Genomic DNA, 22,726 nt, shown 5'->3' on the forward strand with positions numbered 1-22,726 from the left:
GAAGAGATGGTGTGCAAGATCTCATCACGAAAATAACGAGCCGAATGAACCTAAATCTAGCTTATAAGCGAGTACGAGCAAATAAGGGATCAGCAGGTAGTGATGGGATGACTGTTGATGAGTTATTTCTTTACCTTATACGGAACAGGGATGAACTCATCAAACAGATTAGGAATGGCTCATACGAGCCACAGCCCGTAAGGCGTGTGGAAATTCCGAAACCTGATGGATCGAAACGAAAACTTGGTGTTCCGACCGTGTGCGATCGACTGGTCCAACAAGCGATCCTTCAAGTGATGGAACGGATCTTTGATCCGACATTCTCAGATAACAGTTTTGGATTCCGTCCCAAACGTAGTGCCCATGACGCAATGAAACGCGCCAAGGTGTATTACGAGGAAGGCTACAGATACGTGGTGGATCTTGATCTGAAATCCTACTTTGACACGGTAAATCACGATAAGTTGATGCACTGTGTGGAACAACAGATCAAGGACAAAACCGTTCTCCAACTCATTCGTAAGTTCCTGCGCAGTGGTGTACTCATTAACGGAACGGTCGTGCCTACTGAAGAAGGCGTTCCGCAAGGAGGAAATCTCTCCCCTATCCTAGGTAATATCTACCTCGACCAACTGGATAAGGAACTGGAACAAAGAGGGCACAAATTTGTCCGCTACGCTGATGACTGCAACATCTATGTCAAGAGTCGAAAAGCAGGAGAACGGGTGATGAAAAGTATCATCACGTTCCTAGAAAAGAAACTGAAACTGACGGTCAACCACGACAAAACCCAGGTGGGCAGTCCAACGAGACTTAAATTTCTTGGATTCTGCTTACATTCGATCAAACAAAGAGTTGGCTTCCGCCCCCATCAAAAGTCGAAAAAATCCTTTGAGCGTAAGCTCAAACAACTGACCAAGAGAAGTCAAAGTGGTAACATCCGTGAGATCATAAAAGAGATAAATAAAGTAACCACTGGTTGGATCAATTACTATGGCATTAGCTATATGAAAAGTTACATCCACCACCTAGACGAATGGCTCCGGCGCAGAATTCGACAGATCATTTGGAAACGTTGGAAGAAGATCAAGACGAAATACAAAAGCCTTGTTCAACTTAACGTGCCAAAACAAAAAGCGTGGGAATGGGCATACACGAAAAGGCTACTGGCGTATCGCCTGTAGCTACATCCTACATCGGGCGATAACAAATAAAATACTCGAACAGACAGGTCTTAAAAATCTTACCTGTCTGTTCGAGCGTGCACACTCAAACTATTGAACCGCCGTATACGGATCCGTACGTACGGTGGTGTGAGAGGTCGGAAATCGAAGATTTCCTCCTACTCGATTTTTTTTTAATCTGTAATCAAATCAATAACGGTCTGTCATTAGTCTGTTACATCCCTGTTATATTCAACTGGTAAAGTTGAATCATAAAGAAATGGAGATGTATTCGACAGTGAAAAAAATATTAATGACAATAGCCGTTGCGATTTTAATCATATCGGGTATATCCAACCCAGCAGCAGAAGCGAAGACAAAGACGAAGACGATGCACGTTTCAGCAACCGCATATAATGAAATGGGAAGAACGGCAACTGGCTATAATTATAAAAAGCATCCAAATGCGAAATCGATTGCAGTTGATCCACGTTATATTCCACTTGGTTCTAAAGTTAAGATTCCTGGATACGGTACAGCAATTGCAAGAGATACCGGTGGAGCGATAAAGGGTAAGATCATTGATGTACATTTTAAATCACGTCATCAGGCATTAAAATGGGGCAGAAAACATTTGAAAATAAAGGTATACCGTAATTAAAGTCACTTTGATAGGTTTTGCTTCCCAGAAATTTGATAGTTGAGGAGAGCGATTGGATCGGACGGATTCTTGTCTATTCAATCGCTTTTTGTCATCAATCGATGAAACAATAGGATCATTGTCTCAATTAAAGAGGCAGTGATCCTATTGTTTAAAAGGAAAATATCATAAAAAATCGTAAAATCATAGCTTTTCTTTGTAGAAAATGAAAAAAATCACAAAAATTGCACAAATTACGGGTTCACAAAAAAATAAATAGTGGTATACTTATAAACATTACAAATGGCTTGTATCTTTATACCTATTAACTTTCTTTGGTTGACCACTTTATCCTCGTGTGATTCATACATCTAGTTTTCTTTACAAGTAAGTAACTTCTACATTATTTATCCTTTAGATTCAATGGTTAATGTTCTGTGACTAGATAAGTAAATATGCCTATGGAATCATTCTGTCTTTCTAGGAAGTGAAGCGATGAACTGTTATTTCTTTTATCTAGAATATGATGGGCAGAAGAAGAGTTCGGTGGCACATCCATCACCTCGAGATATGATCTATGCAAATTATGTAGCCAATGCGATCTGTGAATTTGCCCAAAAGAATAAGATGAGTGAATGGACACTGGATACACTTGATGTTGTTAAATCTCAAGGCTATCGTGTTTTTTTTCGGAAAAACCGTTTTTTACGGGGTGTTCAGGAGTTCATCTACTATGTAAGACCAGAAGGACAGGAGTACATAAGTTAAATTTCTTTGAGGAGGTGAGTGGCCTCGGTAATGCGATGAATTGCATACAACTTTAGCACGCCATATCATTTTCAGATGTAATCGAAGACCATAAAATGCAATGCATGCGATTTATAAGGAATCCATAATACGAGAAAAAGAGATGGATTCTTTCCTAGGGGGAGCGGGAATTGGAACAATATTGTTTTTATCTAGAGTATGACGGAAAGCGAACAGTGTCTCATTCGTATGAGAGTCCTGCAGCGGTCATCAACTCTGAAGGGATCCGAAATGCGATTCATTCATTCGCAGAAAAAAATAGTTTAAAAGTTGACTCGCAAGAGAGTCTTACAGATGGCAACTATCGTGTGTTCTTTGTTAAACGCTCACTATTTGGCGGTGGTAGGGAATTTGTATATTACGTGAAACATGAATAGCGTAAGTAATTGTAAAATATGTCGTTCGTTGTCAGGTTATTGGCAATCAGACCCCCAATTTTATGCTATAATGGCACTAAACTTGCTAATTTAATTGAATTCATTACAGAATAATCTATTACTCGGGGGATATTATGGAAGAGACGATCAGCCTGAAGGAAATTTTCCAGACTTTGAGAAAAAGAATTTGGCTCATTGCTGTCATTACCTTTCTAGCGGTTGCAGCAAGCGCTATTGGCACTTATTTTCTTATGACTCCTCAATACGAAGCGTCAACACAAATTCTTGTCAACCAGGCGGATGCAAAGAACGCCACCATCTATTCAAATACCAATACGGTGCAAACGAATGTTCAGCTGGTCAGCACCTACAGCGACATCATTAATAACCCTTCCGTGCTGAATCCAGTGATCAATAAGCTTCATTTGGAACTTAAGCCTAACCAATTAAAATCCATGCTTTCAGTTGGAACATCACAAAATTCGCAAGTATTCTCCTTGACAGCGAAAACGGATAGTCCTTCGGAAGCGGTTCGCATTGTGAATCAAGTCGCCTTAGCTTTCAAATCACGAGTGCAGAAGGTGATGAATGTTGACAACGTCAGCATCCTCTCGCCGGCTACGATAAGTGCAAGTAGCGCACCGGTCTCACCAAAACCAATGATTAATTTGGCGATTGGCCTCGTTGTTGGTCTCATGATTTCGATTGGCCTTGCATTCTTACTCGACTATTTAGACAGCTCGATTAAAACCGAAGAAGATATTGAAAAATATCTAGAACTTCCGGTGCTAGGCGTTGTCTCCGAGATTAAGAAACATGAAGCAAAGAATGCTCGATCGACTTCGAGAACACACAGTCGCACACGGGCTAAAGGATTTGAAGGAGGCGGCCACTTTGAAGCGAAATAAGAAACTCGTTTCGAAAGAACGCAGCTTAATTGCTCATTTCAAGCCGAAATCGACAACAGCTGAACAATACAGAACGATACGTACGAACATAGACTTCTCACAAGTTGATCAGTCATTAAAGAAAATTATGTTTACCTCTTCAGGTCCTGGGGAAGGTAAATCAACAACTGCTGCGAATGTAGCTGCGGTGATGGCACAACAGGGCAAGAAAGTATTACTGATTGATGCCGATCTGAGAAAACCAACGATGCATTACACCTTCCGCCTTTCGAATCTTGAAGGGTTGACGACATTGCTGACGAAGAAAACTAACTTTGAAGATTCGGTGAAGAAGACTGAAGTACATAATCTCTTTGTACTTACAAGTGGCCCGATTCCTCCGAACCCGGCAGAGTTACTTAGTTCCGCAGCTATGGCATCGATGATTAAATACATGATGAATCAGTATGATGCAGTCATTATTGATTCACCACCACTTCTTGCAGTAACAGACGCTCAAGTCTTGTCAGCATTGTGTGATGGGGTCGTCTTAGTGACTCGAGCAGGTGTTACCGATAAGACTGCTGCAGTTAAGGCAAAAGAACTTCTTGAAAAAGTAAAAGCACGGATTCTCGGAGTGGTCCTAAACGCTAAGCCGATCACAAAATCAGATGGCTATTACTACTATTACTATGGAAACGAATAAATAGATCTGAAAATCCATAAGAAGGGAAGGGACGCAAATGATTGATATACATAGTCATATTCTGCCAGGTATTGATGACGGTGCGCAGGATGAGCAAGTATCTCTAGCAATGGCGAGACAAGCAGTTGCTGAAGGAATCACGCAAATTGTCGCAACCCCGCATCATAGAAATCGTCATTGGGATAATCCAAAACCTGAGATTTTAGCTCGTGTCGAAAAGCTGAATCAATTACTTCAAGACAATCAGATCAATCTACGGGTCCTTCCCGGACAGGAACCAAGGATCTTTGGTGAAATGGCTGAGGATGAGACAGATCAGGAACTTGTCACAGTTAATAACAATAAGAAGTATATCCTCGTTGAATTTCCTACCCATCATGTACCAAGATATGCACAACAACTCTTCTTTGATCTGCAAGTCAAAGGCATCACACCTGTTATTGTTCACCCAGAACGAAATGAAGAAATACTGAAGCAGCCTGCTATTCTATTTGATTTTGTGACCGAGGGTGCATTGTCACAAGTAACGGCAGCGAGTTTGATTGGCAAGAACGGAAGAATGGCGAAGAAACGATGCCTCCAATTTATTGAACATAATCTCTCTCAGTTTGTCGCCTCAGATGCACATAATGTCACTACACGGCCCTTCTACATGCATGAAGCATTTCTAGAGTTAAAGAAACAATTTGGTCAAGATTTGGCCAATCTATTTAGAGAAAACGCAGAATTATTAATAAACGGTGAACTTATTGATCGAGAAGAACCAATAGAGATAAAAGAGAAGAAGTTTTTTGGTATCTTTTAAAAATAATCAGGGGGAAGAAAAATGAGAATAGCCGTGATTGGAACAGGTTATGTCGGCTTGGTTACCGGGGTTGCACTTTCTGAAATCGGACATGTCGTTGGCTGTATCGATGTTGATCCGAATAAAGTCAAAACACTGAGTAATGGCATACCGACGATTTATGAACCTGGCTTAAAAGAGATGATGCTCACGAACATGGGGAGGGGACGTCTCTTCTTTACGTCGAAACACAGTGAAGGGCTTGATCATGCGGATGTGGTTTATATTGCCGTTGGCACACCGCAACGTGCGGATGGTTCGGCGAATCTGGACTACGTTGAAGCAGCGGCTCGCGATATTGCCCACAATATCACGAAGAGTGTTATTGTCGTGATCAAGAGTACAGTGCCGGTCGGAACAAATGAGTACATAAAGAAATTGATTAATGAGGAAACCCCGGCAGGTATTAAAGTTAAAATTGCATCGAATCCGGAATTTCTTCGTGAAGGGAGTGCCGTTCATGATACCTTCCATGGTGATCGGATCGTTATCGGTGCGGAAGATCTGGAAACTGCAGATACTCTGGCAGCAATCAATGCTCCATTCAAGATGCCCATCATCAAAACAGACATCTCAAGTGCTGAGATGATCAAATATGCCTCAAATGCATTTCTCGCAACAAAAATCAGCTTCATCAATGAAATTGCAAATATTTGTGAATCACTCGGTGCCAATGTTGAAGAAGTGGCGAAGGGAATGGGCTTCGACCATCGCATCGGTCCCGACTTCTTAAAAGCAGGGATTGGTTACGGTGGTTCCTGCTTCCCGAAAGATGCCAATGCACTCGTTCAACTCGCCGGTAACCACCATCACGAATTCAATCTTCTCAAGTCTGTTATTGAAGTGAATAATCATCAACAAGTACTGCTCATTGATAAGATGCTTACAAGATTCGGTGGCACGCTAAAAGGAAAACGCATCGCCGTATTGGGCCTTGCATTCAAGCCACACACCGATGATTTACGAGAATCCCCAGCACTGGTCATGATTCCAAAACTCGTAGAACTGGGTGCAGAGGTTGTAGCTTACGATCCGATTGCTATAGAGAATGCCAAGAAACAAATCAACGGATACATTGAGTACACAGAAGATCTTCATATTGCACTGCACGCTGCAGATGCCGCAGTCATTATTACCGATTGGCCGGATGTAAAAACGATCAAACTCTCAACATACAATCAACTGATGAATACCGCAATTTTGTTTGATGGTCGTAATTGTTATGACTTAAGTGATGTGAAAGAAGCATCTATTGAGTATTATTCGATAGGACGCCCGAATCAGGCGCCGGAGTTAATCAGTTAAAAGCTTAACTGTACTTAACTTATTCTATTCATTCATAAATTCCTGATTTAACGGAGGAATTGCATATGGACTTATCTAAATCATCAGTCGAAAAAAATGATCAAGCTAATTTATTTATCGGTGATTTACACGCCGAATTAAGGGGTCAGAAGACCTATTTAATAACCAAGAGACTGATCGATATTTTTGGGGCTATAGTCGGATTAATTATTTTCTCACCTCTCCTATTAATCGTTGCTCTATTGATTAAACTTGAGGATCGCAAGGGGACAATTATTTTTAAACAAACCCGTGTTGGAGAAAATGGACAGCCCTTTGTCATCTATAAATTTCGCTCAATGATCTTAGCCGCTGAGGATCAATTAGATCAACTTCTTGACAAAAATGAAACAACCGGTGCGATGTTTAAAATGAAAAATGACCCCCGTGTCACACAAATCGGCCATTTTATCAGAAAAACGAGCATCGATGAATTGCCTCAGCTTGTGAACGTGTTAAAAGGCGAAATGAGTTTGGTGGGGCCTCGCCCACCGTTGCCCCGGGAAGTTGCAAAATATACCGCACATCAAAAACAACGCCTTTTAGTTAAACCAGGTTGTACCGGTGTTTGGCAAGTGAGCGGGCGCAGTAATCTAGGATTCGAAGAAATGGTGGAGCTTGATTTACGCTATATCAGAACGAGAACGACATTCATTGATATCAAACTTATAGTTAAGACTTTGCTCTTATTCCTTGGTTCGAAAAATGCTTTTTAACTTCTAAAAATAAATGAGAATAATTAATTACAGGGAGAGTCAACAATGAAAAAAATTGCACTCATAACAGGAATCACTGGACAGGATGGTTCATACTTAACTGAATTTCTATTAGAAAAAGGTTATGAAGTACACGGCATTATTCGGAGAGCAAGCACCTTTAATACACTACGTATTGATCATCTCTTTAACAATCCTGAAATTGGCAATAAGACACTCTTCCTGCATCATGGAGATATGACCGATTCAAGTAATATTAATCGATTGATCGAGCAGATTAAACCGGATGAAATCTACAATTTGGCTGCCCAAAGTCATGTACAGGTTTCCTTTGAAGTTCCCGAATATACGGCAGAAACGGATGCAATTGGCACGCTAAGAATATTGGATGCCATTAAGAAATCAGGCGTTAACGCAAAGTATTATCAAGCATCAACTTCTGAATTGTTTGGTGGGCTTCCGGGCACAGCTCCACAGAGTGAAAAAACACCTTTCTATCCGAAAAGTCCCTACGGTGCAGCTAAGCTCTATGCATACTGGATCACGGTCAATTACAGAGAATCCTATGACTTGTTTGCATGCAATGGAATTCTGTTTAATCATGAATCACCTCGACGTGGAGAAACGTTTGTAACACGTAAAATCACCCGCGCAGTCGCATCAATTATTGCCGGCAAACAAGAAAAATTAAGTCTAGGGAATCTCGATGCAAAACGTGACTGGGGATTCGCCGGAGATTATGTTGAAGGCATGTGGATGATTCTTCAACAAGAAAAGCCATCGGACTTTGTCTTGGCAACCGGAGAGACACATACAGTACGTGAATTTGTTGAACGATCATTTCAAGAAGTTGGCATAACAATTCAATGGGATGGCAGTGGAGTTGATGAAAAAGGATATGATGCGGTAACCGGTAGACTTCTCGTTGATGTTAACCCACGTTATTTCCGTCCGGCAGAGGTTGAACTGTTGTGGGGCGATCCGTCCAAAGCGGAAAAGGAAATTGGTTGGGAACGTAAAGTTGATTTTCCATCATTAGTACACATGATGGTCGATGGTGACTTAAAATTGATCTATGGGAAGACAATTGACGAATACCTGACAACGACGATTTAAGAAATAAGGGAGCGAGTACAATGGAGAAAAATTCAAAAATATATGTAGCCGGTGATCACGGCTTAGTCGGTTCAAATATAATGAGCCGCTTGCAAGAAAAAGGGTATACCAATGTGATTGGGAGAACAAGACAAGAACTTGACTTAACCAATCAAGAAGCAGTCAACACATTCTTTGAATCAGAAAAACCGGAATATGTGGTACTAGCAGCTGCAAAAGTCGGCGGTATTCTCGCAAATGACACCTATCCTGCCGACTTCATCATGAAAAACCTGCAAATTCAAGTTAATGTCATTGATGCAGCCTATCGCAATGGCGTAAAGAAATTATTGTTCTTAGGCAGTTCATGCATCTATCCGCGCATGTGCCCGCAACCGATTAAAGAAGAGTATCTCTTAACCGGAGAATTGGAAAAAACCAATGAGGCATACGCACTCGCAAAAATATCCGGATTGAAAATGTGCTATTACTATAAGAAACAATATGGCGCAAACTTCATTAGTGTTATGCCTACCAATCTCTATGGACCTGGCGACAACTTCGGATTAACAAATTCTCATGTGTTACCAGCTCTATTACGTAAAATGCATGAAGCAAAGGAATCTAATGCTGATACTGTTGAAATTTGGGGCACAGGCAAGGTACTTCGTGAATTCCTGTATATTGAAGATATGGCAGACGGTTGCATCTTCTTACTTGAAAACTATGATGGTGCAGACTTTGTTAACTTGGGGACTGGAAAAGAGCTCACCATTCGTGAGTTAGCAGAACTGATCAAGAAAGTGGTTGGCTTTAAAGGCGAGCTACAGTTCAATACGGACAAACCCGACGGTACTCCGAGAAAGCTGCTCGATGTTTCCAATATGGAAGCACTGGGATGGAAATATAAAGTGGAGTTGGAAGATGGCATTCGCAGGACCTATGAGTGGTTTCTTGCAAATGAAAATAATTTAGTGATGAAATAATCATGTCAAGTTTATTTGAAAAGTAGATTTGGAATACAGGGAGATTCATGGATGAAAACAAAAGATAAACCAGCAGAAAACGTAGATAGATCAGAAAAGCCAAATCTATTAATCTATGCCCATTACTATCATCCTGATGTGGCAAGCACTGGCCAAATTCTTAAAGAACTGGCTGAAGGTATGACAACAAAATTTAGTATCACAGTAATCTGTGTTGTGCCTTCTTACGGAGGAAAAGTTGATTCTCAATATAAAAGTCAAAAATATTACTTTGAAAATATTAATGGAATAAAAGTGATTCGTGTTCGTGTCCCTGAATTTAGCAAGACTAATAAAATAAGTCGCATTAGAAATATTCTTACCTATTTCTTTAGAGCCCTAATTGCAACAACCAAGGCCGGTAAACAAGACTATGTATTTTCGATTTCCCAACCACCAATCTTAGGCGGGTTGCTCGGAGTATGTGGTAAGTGGATGAAAAAGGCAAAATATATTTATAATATTCAAGATTTCAATCCTGAACAAATTATGGCAGTTGGTTACAGCAAAAACAAAGTACTACTTCATTTCATGCTTTGGTTGGACAAATTCAGTTGTAAACGAGCTTCATCTGTAATTGTTGTTGGACGAGATATGATGGAAACCCTTAGTAATCGATTCAAGGGACAATGCCCGAATCACACCGTTATTAATAACTGGATTAATGAAAAAATCATTCATCCGCTACCTGAAGATGATCAACACGTTGCCTCATTTAAGAAAAAGTATGGCTTATTAGGAAAATATGTCATTATGTATTCTGGAAATCTTGGTCTCTATTATGATTTAGAAAATATTATGAAAGTCATTATAAAATTTAAAGGGCGTACCGACATTATATTTGCTTTTGTTGGCGCAGGTTCTATTAAAAATCGATTGGTTGCATATAAGGAAAAAAACAATCTAAACAATGTTGTTTTTATTCCATATCAAGCAAAAGCGGACTTAATATATAGTTTAAATGCTGGAGATATTCATTGGTGTGTTAGCGCCGCTGGAATCAAGGGCGTCTCGGTTCCAAGTAAACTTTATGGAATCATGGCCGTTGGAAAACCTGTATTAGCTGTGTTGGAAGAAGGCTCTGAAGCTAGATTTATTATCGAAGAAACCCAATGTGGTTTAGTGACCCAACCTGGAAATTATCAGGAGATTGAAAAAATGATTCAAAAAGTGATCAATGATAGGGATAAGTATAAGTTGGTCGGTAAATTGGGCAGACAGTACCTGATACAACATCTTACAAAGGACCATTCGATTCAAAAGTATATAAATGAAGTCATGAGTTGTTAGTAAGTGATTTTTCTCAATATAGAACTCAATTAATGCAAGTAGAAGGATTTGATCTAAGCTATGAACAGTAATTGGTTTAAACTAATTATGAGAGCAACAAAAGTTAAATATGGAAAAGATCTATTGTTAAAGGGAATTCCTGTAATTTTTAATAAATCCGGTGCGAAAATTGTCATTGGAGATGGGGTCTCGATTAAATCGTCCTTCTTGTCCAATCTGATTGGTCTATATCAAAGAACGATTATTGTAACGAGAACGCCCGGAGCTCAAATAATTATTGGTAATAATGTAGGAATTTCTGGAGCAACAATTTATGCAAGAAAATCAATTACGATTGGTGATAATACTGCAATCGGTGGTAATACAAAGATCATTGATAATGACTTTCATCCCATAGAACTTGAAGCAAGAAATAAACTAGCAGCTGGAAAAAAAGGACCTGATGATAATGAATTAATTGGCACAAGGCCAATAAAAATCGGAAAGAACTGCTTTATTGGTTGTAACAGTATCATACTAAAAGGCACTGTTCTTGCGGATGGTTGTGTAGTAGGAGCTGGCGCAGTGGTGAGTGGTAAGTTTGAAGAAAAAAACTGTGTCATTGCTGGAAACCCTGCTAGAGTAATTAAAAAGCTAAAAGGATAATGAATGTAGATGAATAAAAAAAAGATCTGTTTTATTGCGCAATTTCCTCCTCCGATTCACGGCCTGTCAAAGGCTGTTGAAACTTTATTTAAATCTGAGCTCCAAAAAGAGTTTATTTTTGAGAAGGTAGATATTACTAAGAATAAAAACATAATAAAGAATCTTATTACTATTTTAAACAGTAATGCTGATTTGTTTTATTTTACAATTAGCCAGACTAGAGGAGGTAACCTACGTGATCTAATAATTCTTAAAATACTTGTAAAACTTCATAAGAAGTGCATTATTCATTTGCATGGCGGTTTCTTTCGTAATCTTGTGGATAATTACTTGCCATCATGGCAGCGGAATGCAAATTATGAAATCATTAGCAAATTACAAGGAGCAGTTGTGCTATCAGAATCATTTAAGAAAATATTTCAAGGGATGATTAATGATAAAGATGTTTTTGTTGTTCCTAATTGCGTTGATGACGATGTTCTATTGTCCAAAGTGGAATTTGAAGAGAAACTAGCTGGTTTAAAACGCAAAGATATTAAACATATTCTCTTCCTTAGTAATTTTATAAAAGCTAAAGGATACCCAGTTATATTGGAATTGGCAAAACTAGAAAAAGAAAGAGTAATAAAGGGTGAGAAGAGAAGATATCATTTTGACTTTGCTGGTAAGTTTTTTGAAAAAAATGAGAAGCAGTTTTTTGAAAACTATGTATCCAAAAATAAACTTCAACCATATATAACTTATCACGGTATTGTAGGTGGGGAGAAGAAGAAGAATTTGATGAAAAACTGTGATATTTTTATGCTCCCTACACGGTATATTAAAGAAGGTCAGCCAATAAGCATTTTAGAAGCAATGGGTAATGGTATGATGATTGTGACTACGGATCATGCAGGAATACCTGATATTGTGAAAGACGGTGAGAATGGGGTGGTATTAAGAAAACGAAACAATATAATTGAGTTGTTTGATAAATTAGAAATAATGCCTAATATTCTGATTAATAATAGATATAAAGTTTGTGCACATTATAAAGAAAAAAATTATTGCGATAATTTCAGAATCATTTTCCGAAGGTTGCTAAAATGAGAATACTTTATTTGACCAATTTACCCGCACCATATAGAGTTGATTTTTTTTCGGAATTAGGTGAAATATGTGATTTAACAGTTATATACGAGAGACATTTTGCGAGTGACAGGGATACCAAATGGACTTCAAAGTCCCAAGTGACATATAAAGAAATCTATCTCGATGGCATGACAATCGGAACAGATAATTCGATAACATTAAAGGTTATAAAATACTTGAAGATGAATTATGATCGCATCGTTGTTGGAATGTATAGTACCTATACAGCAATGATAGCTATTTCGTATATGAACAAACATAAAATACCATTTGTGTTAAGTACTGATGGTGGTTTTGTGAAAGAAGAGTCATTTATAAAGTATAAAATAAAAAAATACTTTATTAGTTCAGCAACTCTATGGCTCAGTTCTGGGAAATTGGCTAATGAATATTTGCTCCACTATGGTGCAAATCCTAATAAATTGTATATGTACCCATTTTCCTCAATGAGAGATTCAGAAATTTCGAGAAAACCTATTAGTATTACTGAAAAGAATAATTACAAAAAAATGCTTGGCATTTCTGAGAAGAAGATGATATTAGGCGTTGGGCAGATTATACATCGTAAAGGATGGGATATTCTGTTAAATGCATGCAAAGGTTTAGACGAGAATATTGGTGTATACATTGTTGGTGGGAGTGTAACAGAAGAATGTTTAGAAATACAAAATAGTCTTGGGCTTAAACACATATATTTTGTGCCGTTTATGTCCAAAACTGAATTAGAAAAATATTATAAAGCAGCTGATTTATTTGCTTTACCGACACGTGAAGATGTATGGGGACTTGTTATTAATGAGGCTATGTCATATGGATTACCAGTTATTTCAACAAATAAATGTGGTGCAGCAGTAGAGATGGTTAGGGAAGGACAATCTGGATATATTATTGATTGTGATGATTATAAAGTTTTAAATAATTACATTATAGATGTGCTTAAGAAAAATGCTTTATCTGGAAAACAGACTGAAATTATTGATATTGTTCGTCAGTATACAATAGAAAGAATGGTCGAAAAGACATATTCGATTTTAAGTGAGGATTATTAAATGAAAAAAGTACTATTTATAAGTGATTATAATTTTCGTATTCCTGGTGGAGCACAAAAATCAATGGAAATAGTTATGAATGGCTTAAGTGATAAATATAAATTTTTCGTTCTAATGCCAGGAGAAAAAATTGACAATAGGGATAGTCATTATACATGTATTTGTTTGGAAAAATTTGATACTTTTTTGGTAAATGAGTCTTTTATTAAAACCATAAAAATTACTTGTGCAATTAATAGAGTAATAAATAAAATACAACCAGATTTAATACATGTTCATATGGTTTCGAGCATGAGTGTTGTTGAATTACTTAAAAAACTTATACGTATAAAATGTAAATTGGTTTATACTGAACGAGGTGTAGCTAACCAATATAGTAAAATCACTAAAGTTATTTTAATGAATACTGTTAAAGACTTTGACAAGATAATAACAACAACTAATATAAACAAAAGGTTATATGTTGATTTATACACACATGACGCTGAGAAAGTTACTGTTATTCCTAATACAGCTGGACCAATTTTTGAAGGTTATAAATATGAATTAAAGCTACTTAATAAAAAAAAATACAATTTGATCAAAAAAACCATAATGATGAATGCGAGGCTTACATATAATAAAAATTGGGAACTATCAAAAAGGATATTGTTTTGGATGGCACAAAATTTTGATTTTCAGTATATCATTGTTATTGGAAGTGATAGATCAGAAAAAGACATTCAAAAATGTAAGATCCAACTTCAACAAATTGAAGAAATTGTTGGAAGAGATAACTTCACTGGATATTATGATTTAACACTATCTGAACTAAATGAACTGTACTATGCATCTGATGTTTTTATTATGTCGTCTAGAAGTGAATCATTTGGAAGAACCGCAGTTGAAGCAATGGCTAGAGGAAATGTGGTATTTGGAACTAATATTGATGGATTAGCAGAAGTAATTGGTTATTCTGAATATAAGTATACCACTTTAGATGAATTTAAAGATAAATTTTTAAGTTTCCAAGACAAAAATCTAAAAACGGAGCAGAATAAATTTTACAATAAGTTTATTGAAAATTACTCGTTAGAAAAAAATCTTGAGGCACATAAAGATATTTATGGAACATTAATCTAGAACGATCTAATCAGTTCATCAAGAAACCCAAAGATCAAGTGATTTTCTTATTTAAATTTAGAAAATGTTGTTATACATAATTAGTTATTTAATGGACTTAGGAGAACGTAAAATAATGAAATATGAAAAAATGTTTTTTATATTTATATTATATTATTTTTCATTTTTTTATCTTTTCCAGATATTTTCTATAGGTAATTTTATTATTATATCTGGATTAAAAGAATTAATGATTTTGTTTCTATTTATTGATGTATGCTTAAAAAAAATCAGGTTTAATCAATACCATTTTGTATTCGTTTTTTGTTATGTAGCTGTATTAATTTTTGCTGCTTTTCGATCAACAACGGCAATGTATATCTTTATTGATTCAAAATACTATTTTATTTGGGTACTTATGTTTTATATAACTACTCAATTATTTTCAGACTTTGAGGACTTTAAAAAGATAGTAAAACATATCAATATAATATGTGTGACAATTGGATGTATCGGTCTTATTTGTTACAAAATAAATTATCTTCCCCTGTTACAATGGAGATCTAACTTTCATATATATGCGATCAAGTCTATTTTGAGTACAAGTTTTGATTTTGGGGCTTTAATGGCTTTAGCTGTTTTTTTTAATTTAATTGTGGTTTTTTATGAAAAACGCGTAAAACTTAGCAAATTATTTCTTATTGGACTTTATTCTTCATTAACACTCTTATCCTATACCCGAGGAAGCTGGATATCTCTATTACTTTTCTTTTATTTATTTTTTAGGATATTTTACATTAAGAAATTAAAATGGATTAATGTTTTTATAAAACTTTTAATTGATGTGCTTGCAGTTGGAGTATGCTATTTAATATTAAAAAATAATCTAAATGACTATACCTATTTTTCAAATGATTCTTTATTGGATAGGGTTAGAAATGTTTGGCCTTCTTTACGAATAAATTCATTTTTCTTTGGGGGAGGATTTGGAACTGTTGGAAGAAGTGAAAATTCAAGTTCTTTATATAGCGTTTCGGACAATAGCTTCTTAAGAATTATGTTAACTTTGGGTATACTAGGCTTATTTTTTACTATATGTTTTTTTCTGGAAATATTTAGAAAGGCAAAAAACAAAAATATTTTGACTGTATTATACATTTCAGTTGGGGTAGCGGCTTTTGTAAGTGATTATATTGTTTTTACACCTGCGATGTTGCTGGTATATATATTAATTGGATTTGCTACAAAAATTAATTTTACAATTCCAAGATCGGGGGATACAAAAGTATGATAGTTGTGAATGTTAATAGTGGCCTTGGAAATCAAATGTATCATTATGCTATTTATTTGGAGTTGAAAAGGAATAATCCGAATCAAGAATGTTATATCGATAATAGCATATTTGAGATTACAGGGAAAACTCAAAAATATGCTTTAGAATCCGTTTTCTCGCTTTCGTTACCTAATATTAAAAATCTAGTGCGAGCTGATGACTATAAAGCCTATATTGAAGAGGCAAAACCCATTGCTAATCAATTACCAAATAATTGGCTTAGCAAATCTGCCGTTATGACACGGAAGATTTTTCTTGGCATGCTTTCAAATTATGGCATTGTTCATTGGAATGAAATAACTGACCTCGTGTCACCTAATAAAAGAAATATTAAGCAACAAGTTTTGCTGAAGATAAAAGCTACTCCTATTATTGCGGATTTGTTTTATAAAATTAAAAAACAGGAGAAGGGGTATAATTTAAGACTTTTTTATCAATCAATTTCAAGTATGTATAATGTGAAAAATTACAAATTGGCAGACAATAATTATTTAAACTATATATTGACCCCAAAAATACAAAATACATATTATTTGGGAAATTTCGAATCGGGAACAACCTTCTTTAAAAATGTAGAGGAGCAAGTCAGAAAAGATTTCGTTTTTCCAGAATTAGATAAAGTAAATAGTAAGTTAGCACAAATTATACAAAACTGTGAATCTGTTTCTATTCATGTACGAAAGGGTGACCATCCTGCAACCTTGGTTCAGGGAAAGGATATAATGTATTTTTATAAAGCTGTGAATTTTATGAAAAAAGTGTGTATGAAACCACAATTTTTTGTCTTTTCAGATGATATTAATTGGTGCAGAAAAAATATGGAAAAATTAGGATTGTATAATTCGGATAAAGTAGTATTTGTTGATGGCAATACTGGAATTAATTCATACAAGGATATGCAATTAATGTCATTGTGTAAACATAATATCATTTCTAGATCAACTTTTTCTTGGTGGGCATCATATTTAAATAACAACCCAAATAAAGTTGTCTGTGCACCAAAGGGATATTGGGCGGAGAGTACGTTACAGGTATAAAGCTAATACGATAGGAGAGTACATCTATGAGCGGTAAGGAAAAATTAAGAGTAATACATGTTCTTAATTGCCTTCTACCTTCTGGGGCAGAAATGATGCTTTATGATTCTGCAGATTTATGGAAAGATTACGAAAAATATGTGTTAGCAACTTTTCAAAATCGCGGCGAATTTGCTGATAAACTTGAAACAGTAGGATATTCCGCAGTACATATTTATAATAGATCGAAAATTAAAAAATTTATTAAAACATTTATATACTTTAACAAAATGGAATTTGATGTTATCCATATACACAGAGAAGGTAATTCATATCTATATGCTTTAACTGCCAAATTGGCATGCCCAAAAGCAAAAATAATAAGAACGGTGCATAATGTATTTAAGTATAATAGATTTGAGAGAAAAAAATATATATTTACAAGATGGCTCGAACGTAAGTTAGGTGTAAAATATATAGCTATTGGTGAAAGCGTTTATAAAAATGAACTGAATTTATTAAAGAACCCCTGTAAAATTATTAATAATTGGTGCGATGAAAGTAGATTCAATTTTATTGACCCATTAAGGCATGCTTATGCTAGAGAAAAACTTAAAATTAACAATGACATATTCTGCATTGTGAGTGTGGGGAACTGTAGCAATATTAAAAATCATAAATTAATTATAGAAGCACTTGGGACACTAAATAAGAAAAGAATACACAAATTTGTCTATTATCATATTGGCCAAGGATCAATTACAGAAGATGAAGTAGAATTGAGTAATGAATACGGATTGAATGGGCAAATACTATTTTTGGGTAGAGTTCAACCTGATTTATATTTGGAGGCGTGTGATCTTTTTGTAATGCCATCTCTCTATGAAGGTGTAAGTATAGCAGCATTGGAAGCTCTGAGAAGTGGGATACCTGCATTATTTACAGATGTACCTGGATTAAGAGATTTCAAAGATTGCGTTTTAGAAGAAACTGAGATTCATTACTCTAATATTGAACTAAATCCATTCGTAAAGAAACTGAATGAATTGTATATAAAATTTAGTCAAGGTGATCTAATAAACAAGAAAACACAAAGCAGACAAATTAGTAGTAAATACAATATGAAAAAAAGTGTGCGGGAGTACCTTGAAGTTTATAAATAGTAACAATAAAGAGGGGCTGCTATAAATGTTTATAAAGATGAAAAGGCTTATTAAATATTTATTATATAAATACTCAATAGCGCATTACAATGTACCTAACACTTGTAAAATATATCCATCAAGATCAGTAAAAGGCATAACATGTGAAGGGTACAATACCATTGCAAAAACGGCACAAGTTTACAACACCGTTTTAGGGTATGGTTCTGGAATTAGTAATGAATCTATTTTTTTAAATACATTAATAGGAAGATATACTGTTTTAGCTCCAGAAATTAAAGTTATAACTGGTCAACATCCGACTGGAAAATTTGTATCCGTACATCCTTCGTTTTATTCATTAAAAAAGCAATATGGTTTTTCATATACTGATAGACAAAAATTTGAAGAGTTTAAGTTTGCAGATAATGAGCGAAATTTTTCTGTTGTAATTGGTAATGATGTTTGGATTGCTTCAAGTGTATTACTTATGGAAGGGATTTCTATAGGAGATGGAGCCATTGTAGCTGCGGGAGCTGTTGTAACAAAAAATGTTCCTCCATATGCGGTCGTAGGTGGAATTCCAGCGAGAATAATTAGATATCGTTTTGAACCAAATGAGATTGACTTTTTACTCAATCTAAAATGGTGGGATAAGGATGAAAAATGGATTAAAGAGTATGGAAAATATTTTGATGATATAAAAAAATTGATTAAGGTAATTAAGAATAATGATGAAAATTAGACAATTAAATGGAAACACTAAAAAAGTGATCTACAATGTAGTAAATGGTATGGGTGTAAAAGGGATTGCAATAATAATTGGTTTTTTTACAATTCCAGCATATATGAGATATTTTTCTGATAATGCAATTTTAGGCGTATGGTTTACTATTCTATCTGTTTTAAATTGGATTCTGAACTTTGACTTAGGAATTGGTAATGGTGTTAGAAATCGATTAGTGGTAACGATAGCTAATAATGATGAAAAAGGAACTAGAAAATACATATCATCAGCATATATTTTTTTGACTGCAATTTCATTTAGCTTATTTTGTGTTGTTTATGTCGTATCCCAAATAATTCCATGGAATACAATTTTTAATATACCCGAACAAAAAATCAATTCTTCTGCATTAAAAGCAGCAATAATTATTGTTTTACTAGGCATATTATTACAATTTGTACTGCGACTGATCTCGTCAATTTTGTATGCTTTACAGGAATCTTTTATGCCGAGTTTGTTGATGCTTATAGCTAATATTATTCTGTTAATCTTTGTTACAATTAGTAATATCAGTAGAAATAATAATAATATAATTATGTTAGCATTAGTGTATTTATTCGCAGTTAATGTACCTTTACTTATCGCAACTATTGTTATCTTTTCTACGCGTCTTAAAAAGGTAAAACCGAGTAAACGTTTTTTTGATATTAAATATGCAATAGATACATTGAAATTAGGTAGTGTTTTTTTAGGGCTTCAATTAGAAGCAATGGTTTTAAATAATACTAGTATATTTTTCATTAGTTGGTTATTGGGAAGTATTCATGTTGTTGAATATAATGTGTATTTTAAAATTTTTTCGCTGGTTAGTACAGTGTATGCTTTGATTACTGTTCCGATTTGGTCAGCTATTACAAAAGCAAAATCAGAGAACGATTATCAATGGATATTGAAAACTATAAGGGCGTTGCAGATAATTGCAGTGATTTTTACTATTAGTCAATTTCTTATGTTTCCCATAATGCAGTTATTATTTGATGTTTGGTTGGGAGAGAATTCTTTTGATGTTAATTATTTAACAATGTTTTTATTTGCCGTGGAGCAAGGAATCATGATTTGGTCTGGAATTTATGCTTCTATATGCAGTGGATTAAATGAAATGAAGTGGCAGTTTGTATGGATGACAGTAGGAGCATGTTTAATGATCCCATTAACTATTCTATTTACAAACATATTTTATGGTTACTATGGAGTTATTCTTGCACATTGTATTTCATTACTTCCATATTGTGTTGGACAAACTGTATGGTTAGAAAGGTTTATACGTAAAGGAGAAAAAAGATAATGATTACTAAACTAATGAATAAACTTCAGGAGTTGAAAATCTATATAAAATATGGTGCAAAAGTTAAAGTGTTGGGATTGGTTGATGTTCAAACACATGATATTACATGGGGTAAAAATATAAAGGTTTATCCAGGAGTTCAAATATTTGGAAATGGAAAAATTACAATAGGTGATAATGTTGCAATAGGAAAAGACACTATAATTTTTTCGGGAGATTCAATTATTATCGGAGCAAATACGCTAATTGCTGCACAATGTTACATTATAGATTCAGATCATGGGGTATCAAGGGATAAATTAATTCAAGAACAGAAAATAATTAGTAGGCCGATAATAATTGAAGAAGATTGTTGGTTAGGCGCAGGAGTAAAAGTGCTCAAAGGATCTATCATACAAAAAGGATCTGTAGTGGGGGCGGGTTGTATATTAAATGGTACTACTGAACCATATTCAATTAATGTAGGTGTGCCATATAGAAAAATAGGCGAAAGAAGTTAAGAAGCTTTCTTTCTCTCAATTACCTCGACATCAGCGTCTGACCGTGGCAAAGAATTTGCTTGGTATGACCAAGAAGCTAAGGCATGCGGTATGACTTTTTATTTTCCCGATCACCACACGCCTTGGCAGCGAGGAAGCAACGACCAGTAATAACCGATAAAATAATTAATTATTAACGGATTTTAGGAGACAATTAATGACTAAAATATTCAAAAAAGTACAATACATTATTTGTTTTTCTTTATCAATGTTTATATTAATTAAAATTTGGATAGGTGGTATTAATAGGTCCAGCTTTGTAAGTGAGATGAGTAATGATGTTGATGTCAATAATTTATTTCTAGTTTCAACTTATGAAAATGAGATTACTAAAGAAATCTACTCAACTGTTGATGAATTTAGAAAGGAATTCAATGTACCAAGTATTCAAATATCATTAAATACAAAAGATGGTTATATAAATTGTTCATCTGGATATGCAGATATTGAGAAAAATGAAAAAAGCTCAATTGAAAATGTCTATTATTTGGGGAGTTTAACTAAAATATACATGCATGCAGTAATGCTAAAATTAGTCCAAGATAATATACTAACTCTAGATGATCAGATTTCTAACTATATTGATATTTCTGATAAAATAAAAAATATAACAATTAGGAACTTAATTAATCACTCAAGTGGTTTGTTTGATCCCTTGATGGATAATTACTCTCTGTTCAAAACTTATTTTTTGGGAAAAAAATGGACTAAAGAAAGATTAATAAAAGAAGTTACAAATAAAAAAGAATATTTTAAACCAGGTAATGGACGTAAGTATTCAAATATAGGATATATTTTACTTGGCATAGTTGCCGAAAAAGCTACAGGTAAATCATTTTACTCTTTATTAAAAGAACTTTATTTAGATCCTTTTAATTTAAGGAATACTTATTACACTTATATGGAAAAATTCCCCAATGAAAAACTTGTTACTGGATATGATAAAGATATTTATCAATTATATAATACTGAATTAATGGCCAATGTCGAAAAGTTTCCAGTACAACTTCCATTTGCTAGTTTGACAGCTGGTGGTATTCTCGGAAATTCAAAAGACGTTTGCCAATTTTTATATAAACTATTTGAATCTAATGTTTTAGAAGAAAAGTATAAAAGGATGTTAAGACTAAATTTTTATAATTGTAAAGTAGAAAATGTTAGTTATCAGCACCGTTCTGGATTCACAGTCGGATACAATAATTATTGTGGTTACTCAAAAAGTAAACATCTTTATTTTGTAATACTTACAAATTTATCTTATCTTCATGATGGAAATAAAGTATACGAAGTACTTGTAAATAAAATATTTAAGATTTTATTAAAAAACAAACTTATAGATAATATTTAATCGATGTATTGTCTAATTGGGTTCAAAATTTGGATTCATATTTACCGTGCCTGTTTTCCAATGCGAGAACTGTTAAATTCAGTTATTCTGGAGAAAAGTTGGTAATCTTTGTCCGCAGATACCGTCACCTTTTGGACATTTCATAATATGAATAGTATTAATACGAAAAGACTTAATATAATTTTGATAATATATAAGCGAACTAGCAGTATTTTTAACTTTGATAATTGATAACATTTAGGTGAAGAATCAATTCAAATTTGAAATCAGTGATCTAAATGAAAAAGATAACTTATTACATATCCGATTATGGTTTTGGTCATGCAGCAAGAAGCATTGCAGTCATAAGAAAACTGTGCACGCATCAGCAGAAAGATATTAAAATCATCATCTGTCATTCATTTGCGTTAGATTTTATAAATCGATCTTTATCTGAATGGATTGATACAAGTAGAA

Annotated in this window: 21 protein-coding genes and 3 pseudogenes; all 24 read left to right on the forward strand. The window is 34.7% G+C overall.

From position 1 onward, the window contains the following. The first annotated feature begins 11 nt into the window (after window positions 1-11). The 24 genes and pseudogenes from ltrA (at window position 12) to NIE32_RS13430 (ending at window position 22,270) form a co-directional block, all read left to right on the forward strand. Window positions 12-1,281, forward strand: a pseudogene (gene ltrA, locus NIE32_RS13320) (group II intron reverse transcriptase/maturase). A 180-nt stretch (window positions 1,282-1,461) separates the two neighbouring features. Then, window positions 1,462-1,824 (forward strand): 3D domain-containing protein, encoded by a 363-nt coding sequence (locus NIE32_RS13325; RefSeq protein WP_253077382.1) that lies wholly within the window; start codon window positions 1,462-1,464, stop codon window positions 1,822-1,824. A 474-nt stretch (window positions 1,825-2,298) separates the two neighbouring features. Further along, window positions 2,299-2,571, forward strand: a complete 273-nt coding sequence (locus NIE32_RS13330; RefSeq protein ID WP_253077383.1) for a hypothetical protein — start codon at window positions 2,299-2,301, stop codon at window positions 2,569-2,571. A gap of 170 nt (window positions 2,572-2,741) precedes the next feature. Continuing rightward, a complete protein-coding gene (locus NIE32_RS13335) occupies window positions 2,742-2,987 on the forward strand; it encodes a hypothetical protein (protein WP_253077384.1) in 246 nt (81 codons plus the stop codon). Between the two features lie 134 nt (window positions 2,988-3,121). Then, window positions 3,122-3,895 (forward strand): YveK family protein, encoded by a 774-nt coding sequence (locus tag NIE32_RS13340; RefSeq protein WP_253077385.1) that lies wholly within the window; start codon window positions 3,122-3,124, stop codon window positions 3,893-3,895. Continuing rightward, entirely contained in the window at window positions 3,882-4,580 is a 699-nt protein-coding gene (locus NIE32_RS13345; protein ID WP_253077386.1) for a CpsD/CapB family tyrosine-protein kinase, read from the forward strand. Before NIE32_RS13340 ends, NIE32_RS13345 begins: the two co-directional genes overlap by 14 nt. Window positions 4,581-4,617: 37 nt before the next feature. Then, window positions 4,618-5,385 (forward strand): tyrosine-protein phosphatase, encoded by a 768-nt coding sequence (locus NIE32_RS13350; RefSeq protein ID WP_253077387.1) that lies wholly within the window; start codon window positions 4,618-4,620, stop codon window positions 5,383-5,385. 21 nt (window positions 5,386-5,406) lie between these two features. Beyond that, entirely contained in the window at window positions 5,407-6,729 is a 1,323-nt protein-coding gene (locus tag NIE32_RS13355; RefSeq protein ID WP_253077388.1) for a UDP-glucose dehydrogenase family protein, read from the forward strand. 65 nt (window positions 6,730-6,794) lie between these two features. After that, window positions 6,795-7,484 carry a sugar transferase gene (locus tag NIE32_RS13360; protein ID WP_253077389.1) on the forward strand — a complete coding sequence of 230 codons (690 nt, stop codon included), beginning with the start codon at window positions 6,795-6,797 and terminating at the stop codon, window positions 7,482-7,484. 45 nt (window positions 7,485-7,529) lie between these two features. Further along, entirely contained in the window at window positions 7,530-8,600 is a 1,071-nt protein-coding gene (gene gmd, locus NIE32_RS13365; protein WP_253077390.1) for a GDP-mannose 4,6-dehydratase, read from the forward strand. Between the two features lie 20 nt (window positions 8,601-8,620). Further along, window positions 8,621-9,565, forward strand: coding sequence for a GDP-L-fucose synthase family protein (locus NIE32_RS13370; protein ID WP_253077391.1), 945 nt, complete (start codon window positions 8,621-8,623; stop codon window positions 9,563-9,565). A gap of 51 nt (window positions 9,566-9,616) precedes the next feature. Then, on the forward strand, window positions 9,617-10,894 hold the full coding sequence (locus NIE32_RS13375) for a glycosyltransferase family 4 protein (RefSeq protein WP_253077392.1): 1,278 nt from the start codon (window positions 9,617-9,619) through the stop codon (window positions 10,892-10,894). 60 nt (window positions 10,895-10,954) lie between these two features. Beyond that, window positions 10,955-11,539 (forward strand): acyltransferase, encoded by a 585-nt coding sequence (locus tag NIE32_RS13380; protein ID WP_253077393.1) that lies wholly within the window; start codon window positions 10,955-10,957, stop codon window positions 11,537-11,539. Window positions 11,540-11,548: 9 nt separating this feature from the next. Then, on the forward strand, window positions 11,549-12,628 hold the full coding sequence (locus tag NIE32_RS13385) for a glycosyltransferase family 4 protein (protein ID WP_253077394.1): 1,080 nt from the start codon (window positions 11,549-11,551) through the stop codon (window positions 12,626-12,628). Then, window positions 12,625-13,719, forward strand: a complete 1,095-nt coding sequence (locus NIE32_RS13390; protein ID WP_253077395.1) for a glycosyltransferase family 4 protein — start codon at window positions 12,625-12,627, stop codon at window positions 13,717-13,719. The genes NIE32_RS13385 and NIE32_RS13390 overlap by 4 nt, the downstream gene beginning before the upstream one ends. Continuing rightward, window positions 13,720-14,841: a glycosyltransferase family 4 protein gene (locus NIE32_RS13395; protein WP_253077396.1), complete on the forward strand. Its 1,122-nt coding sequence runs from the start codon at window positions 13,720-13,722 to the stop codon at window positions 14,839-14,841. Window positions 14,842-14,956: 115 nt separating this feature from the next. After that, the gene (locus tag NIE32_RS13400) at window positions 14,957-16,111 is read left to right on the forward strand and encodes a hypothetical protein (protein WP_253077397.1); all 1,155 of its coding nucleotides are present in this window, start codon (window positions 14,957-14,959) and stop codon (window positions 16,109-16,111) included. Next, a complete protein-coding gene (locus NIE32_RS13405; protein ID WP_253077398.1) occupies window positions 16,108-17,190 on the forward strand; it encodes an alpha-1,2-fucosyltransferase in 1,083 nt (360 codons plus the stop codon). Before NIE32_RS13400 ends, NIE32_RS13405 begins: the two co-directional genes overlap by 4 nt. Window positions 17,191-17,216: 26 nt before the next feature. Beyond that, window positions 17,217-18,332 carry a glycosyltransferase gene (locus tag NIE32_RS13410; RefSeq protein WP_253077399.1) on the forward strand — a complete coding sequence of 372 codons (1,116 nt, stop codon included), beginning with the start codon at window positions 17,217-17,219 and terminating at the stop codon, window positions 18,330-18,332. A 427-nt stretch (window positions 18,333-18,759) separates the two neighbouring features. Further along, window positions 18,760-18,966 (forward strand): annotated as a pseudogene (locus NIE32_RS14435) (CatB-related O-acetyltransferase); the annotation flags it as partial. Window positions 18,967-19,042: 76 nt separating this feature from the next. After that, entirely contained in the window at window positions 19,043-20,383 is a 1,341-nt protein-coding gene (locus NIE32_RS13420; protein ID WP_253077401.1) for a lipopolysaccharide biosynthesis protein, read from the forward strand. Beyond that, complete coding sequence (locus NIE32_RS13425; protein WP_253077402.1) at window positions 20,383-20,883, forward strand: acyltransferase; 501 nt, start codon at window positions 20,383-20,385, stop codon at window positions 20,881-20,883. Before NIE32_RS13420 ends, NIE32_RS13425 begins: the two co-directional genes overlap by 1 nt. Before the next feature lie 10 nt (window positions 20,884-20,893). Then, window positions 20,894-21,027 (forward strand): annotated as a pseudogene (locus tag NIE32_RS14440) (IS30 family transposase); the annotation flags it as partial. 52 nt (window positions 21,028-21,079) lie between these two features. Next, on the forward strand, window positions 21,080-22,270 hold the full coding sequence (locus NIE32_RS13430) for a serine hydrolase domain-containing protein (RefSeq protein WP_253077403.1): 1,191 nt from the start codon (window positions 21,080-21,082) through the stop codon (window positions 22,268-22,270). The last annotated feature ends 456 nt before the right edge of the window (window positions 22,271-22,726 follow it).

The organism is Sporolactobacillus kofuensis (genome assembly GCF_024125425.1).
Classification (GTDB): domain Bacteria; phylum Bacillota; class Bacilli; order Bacillales; family Sporolactobacillaceae; genus Sporolactobacillus; species Sporolactobacillus kofuensis.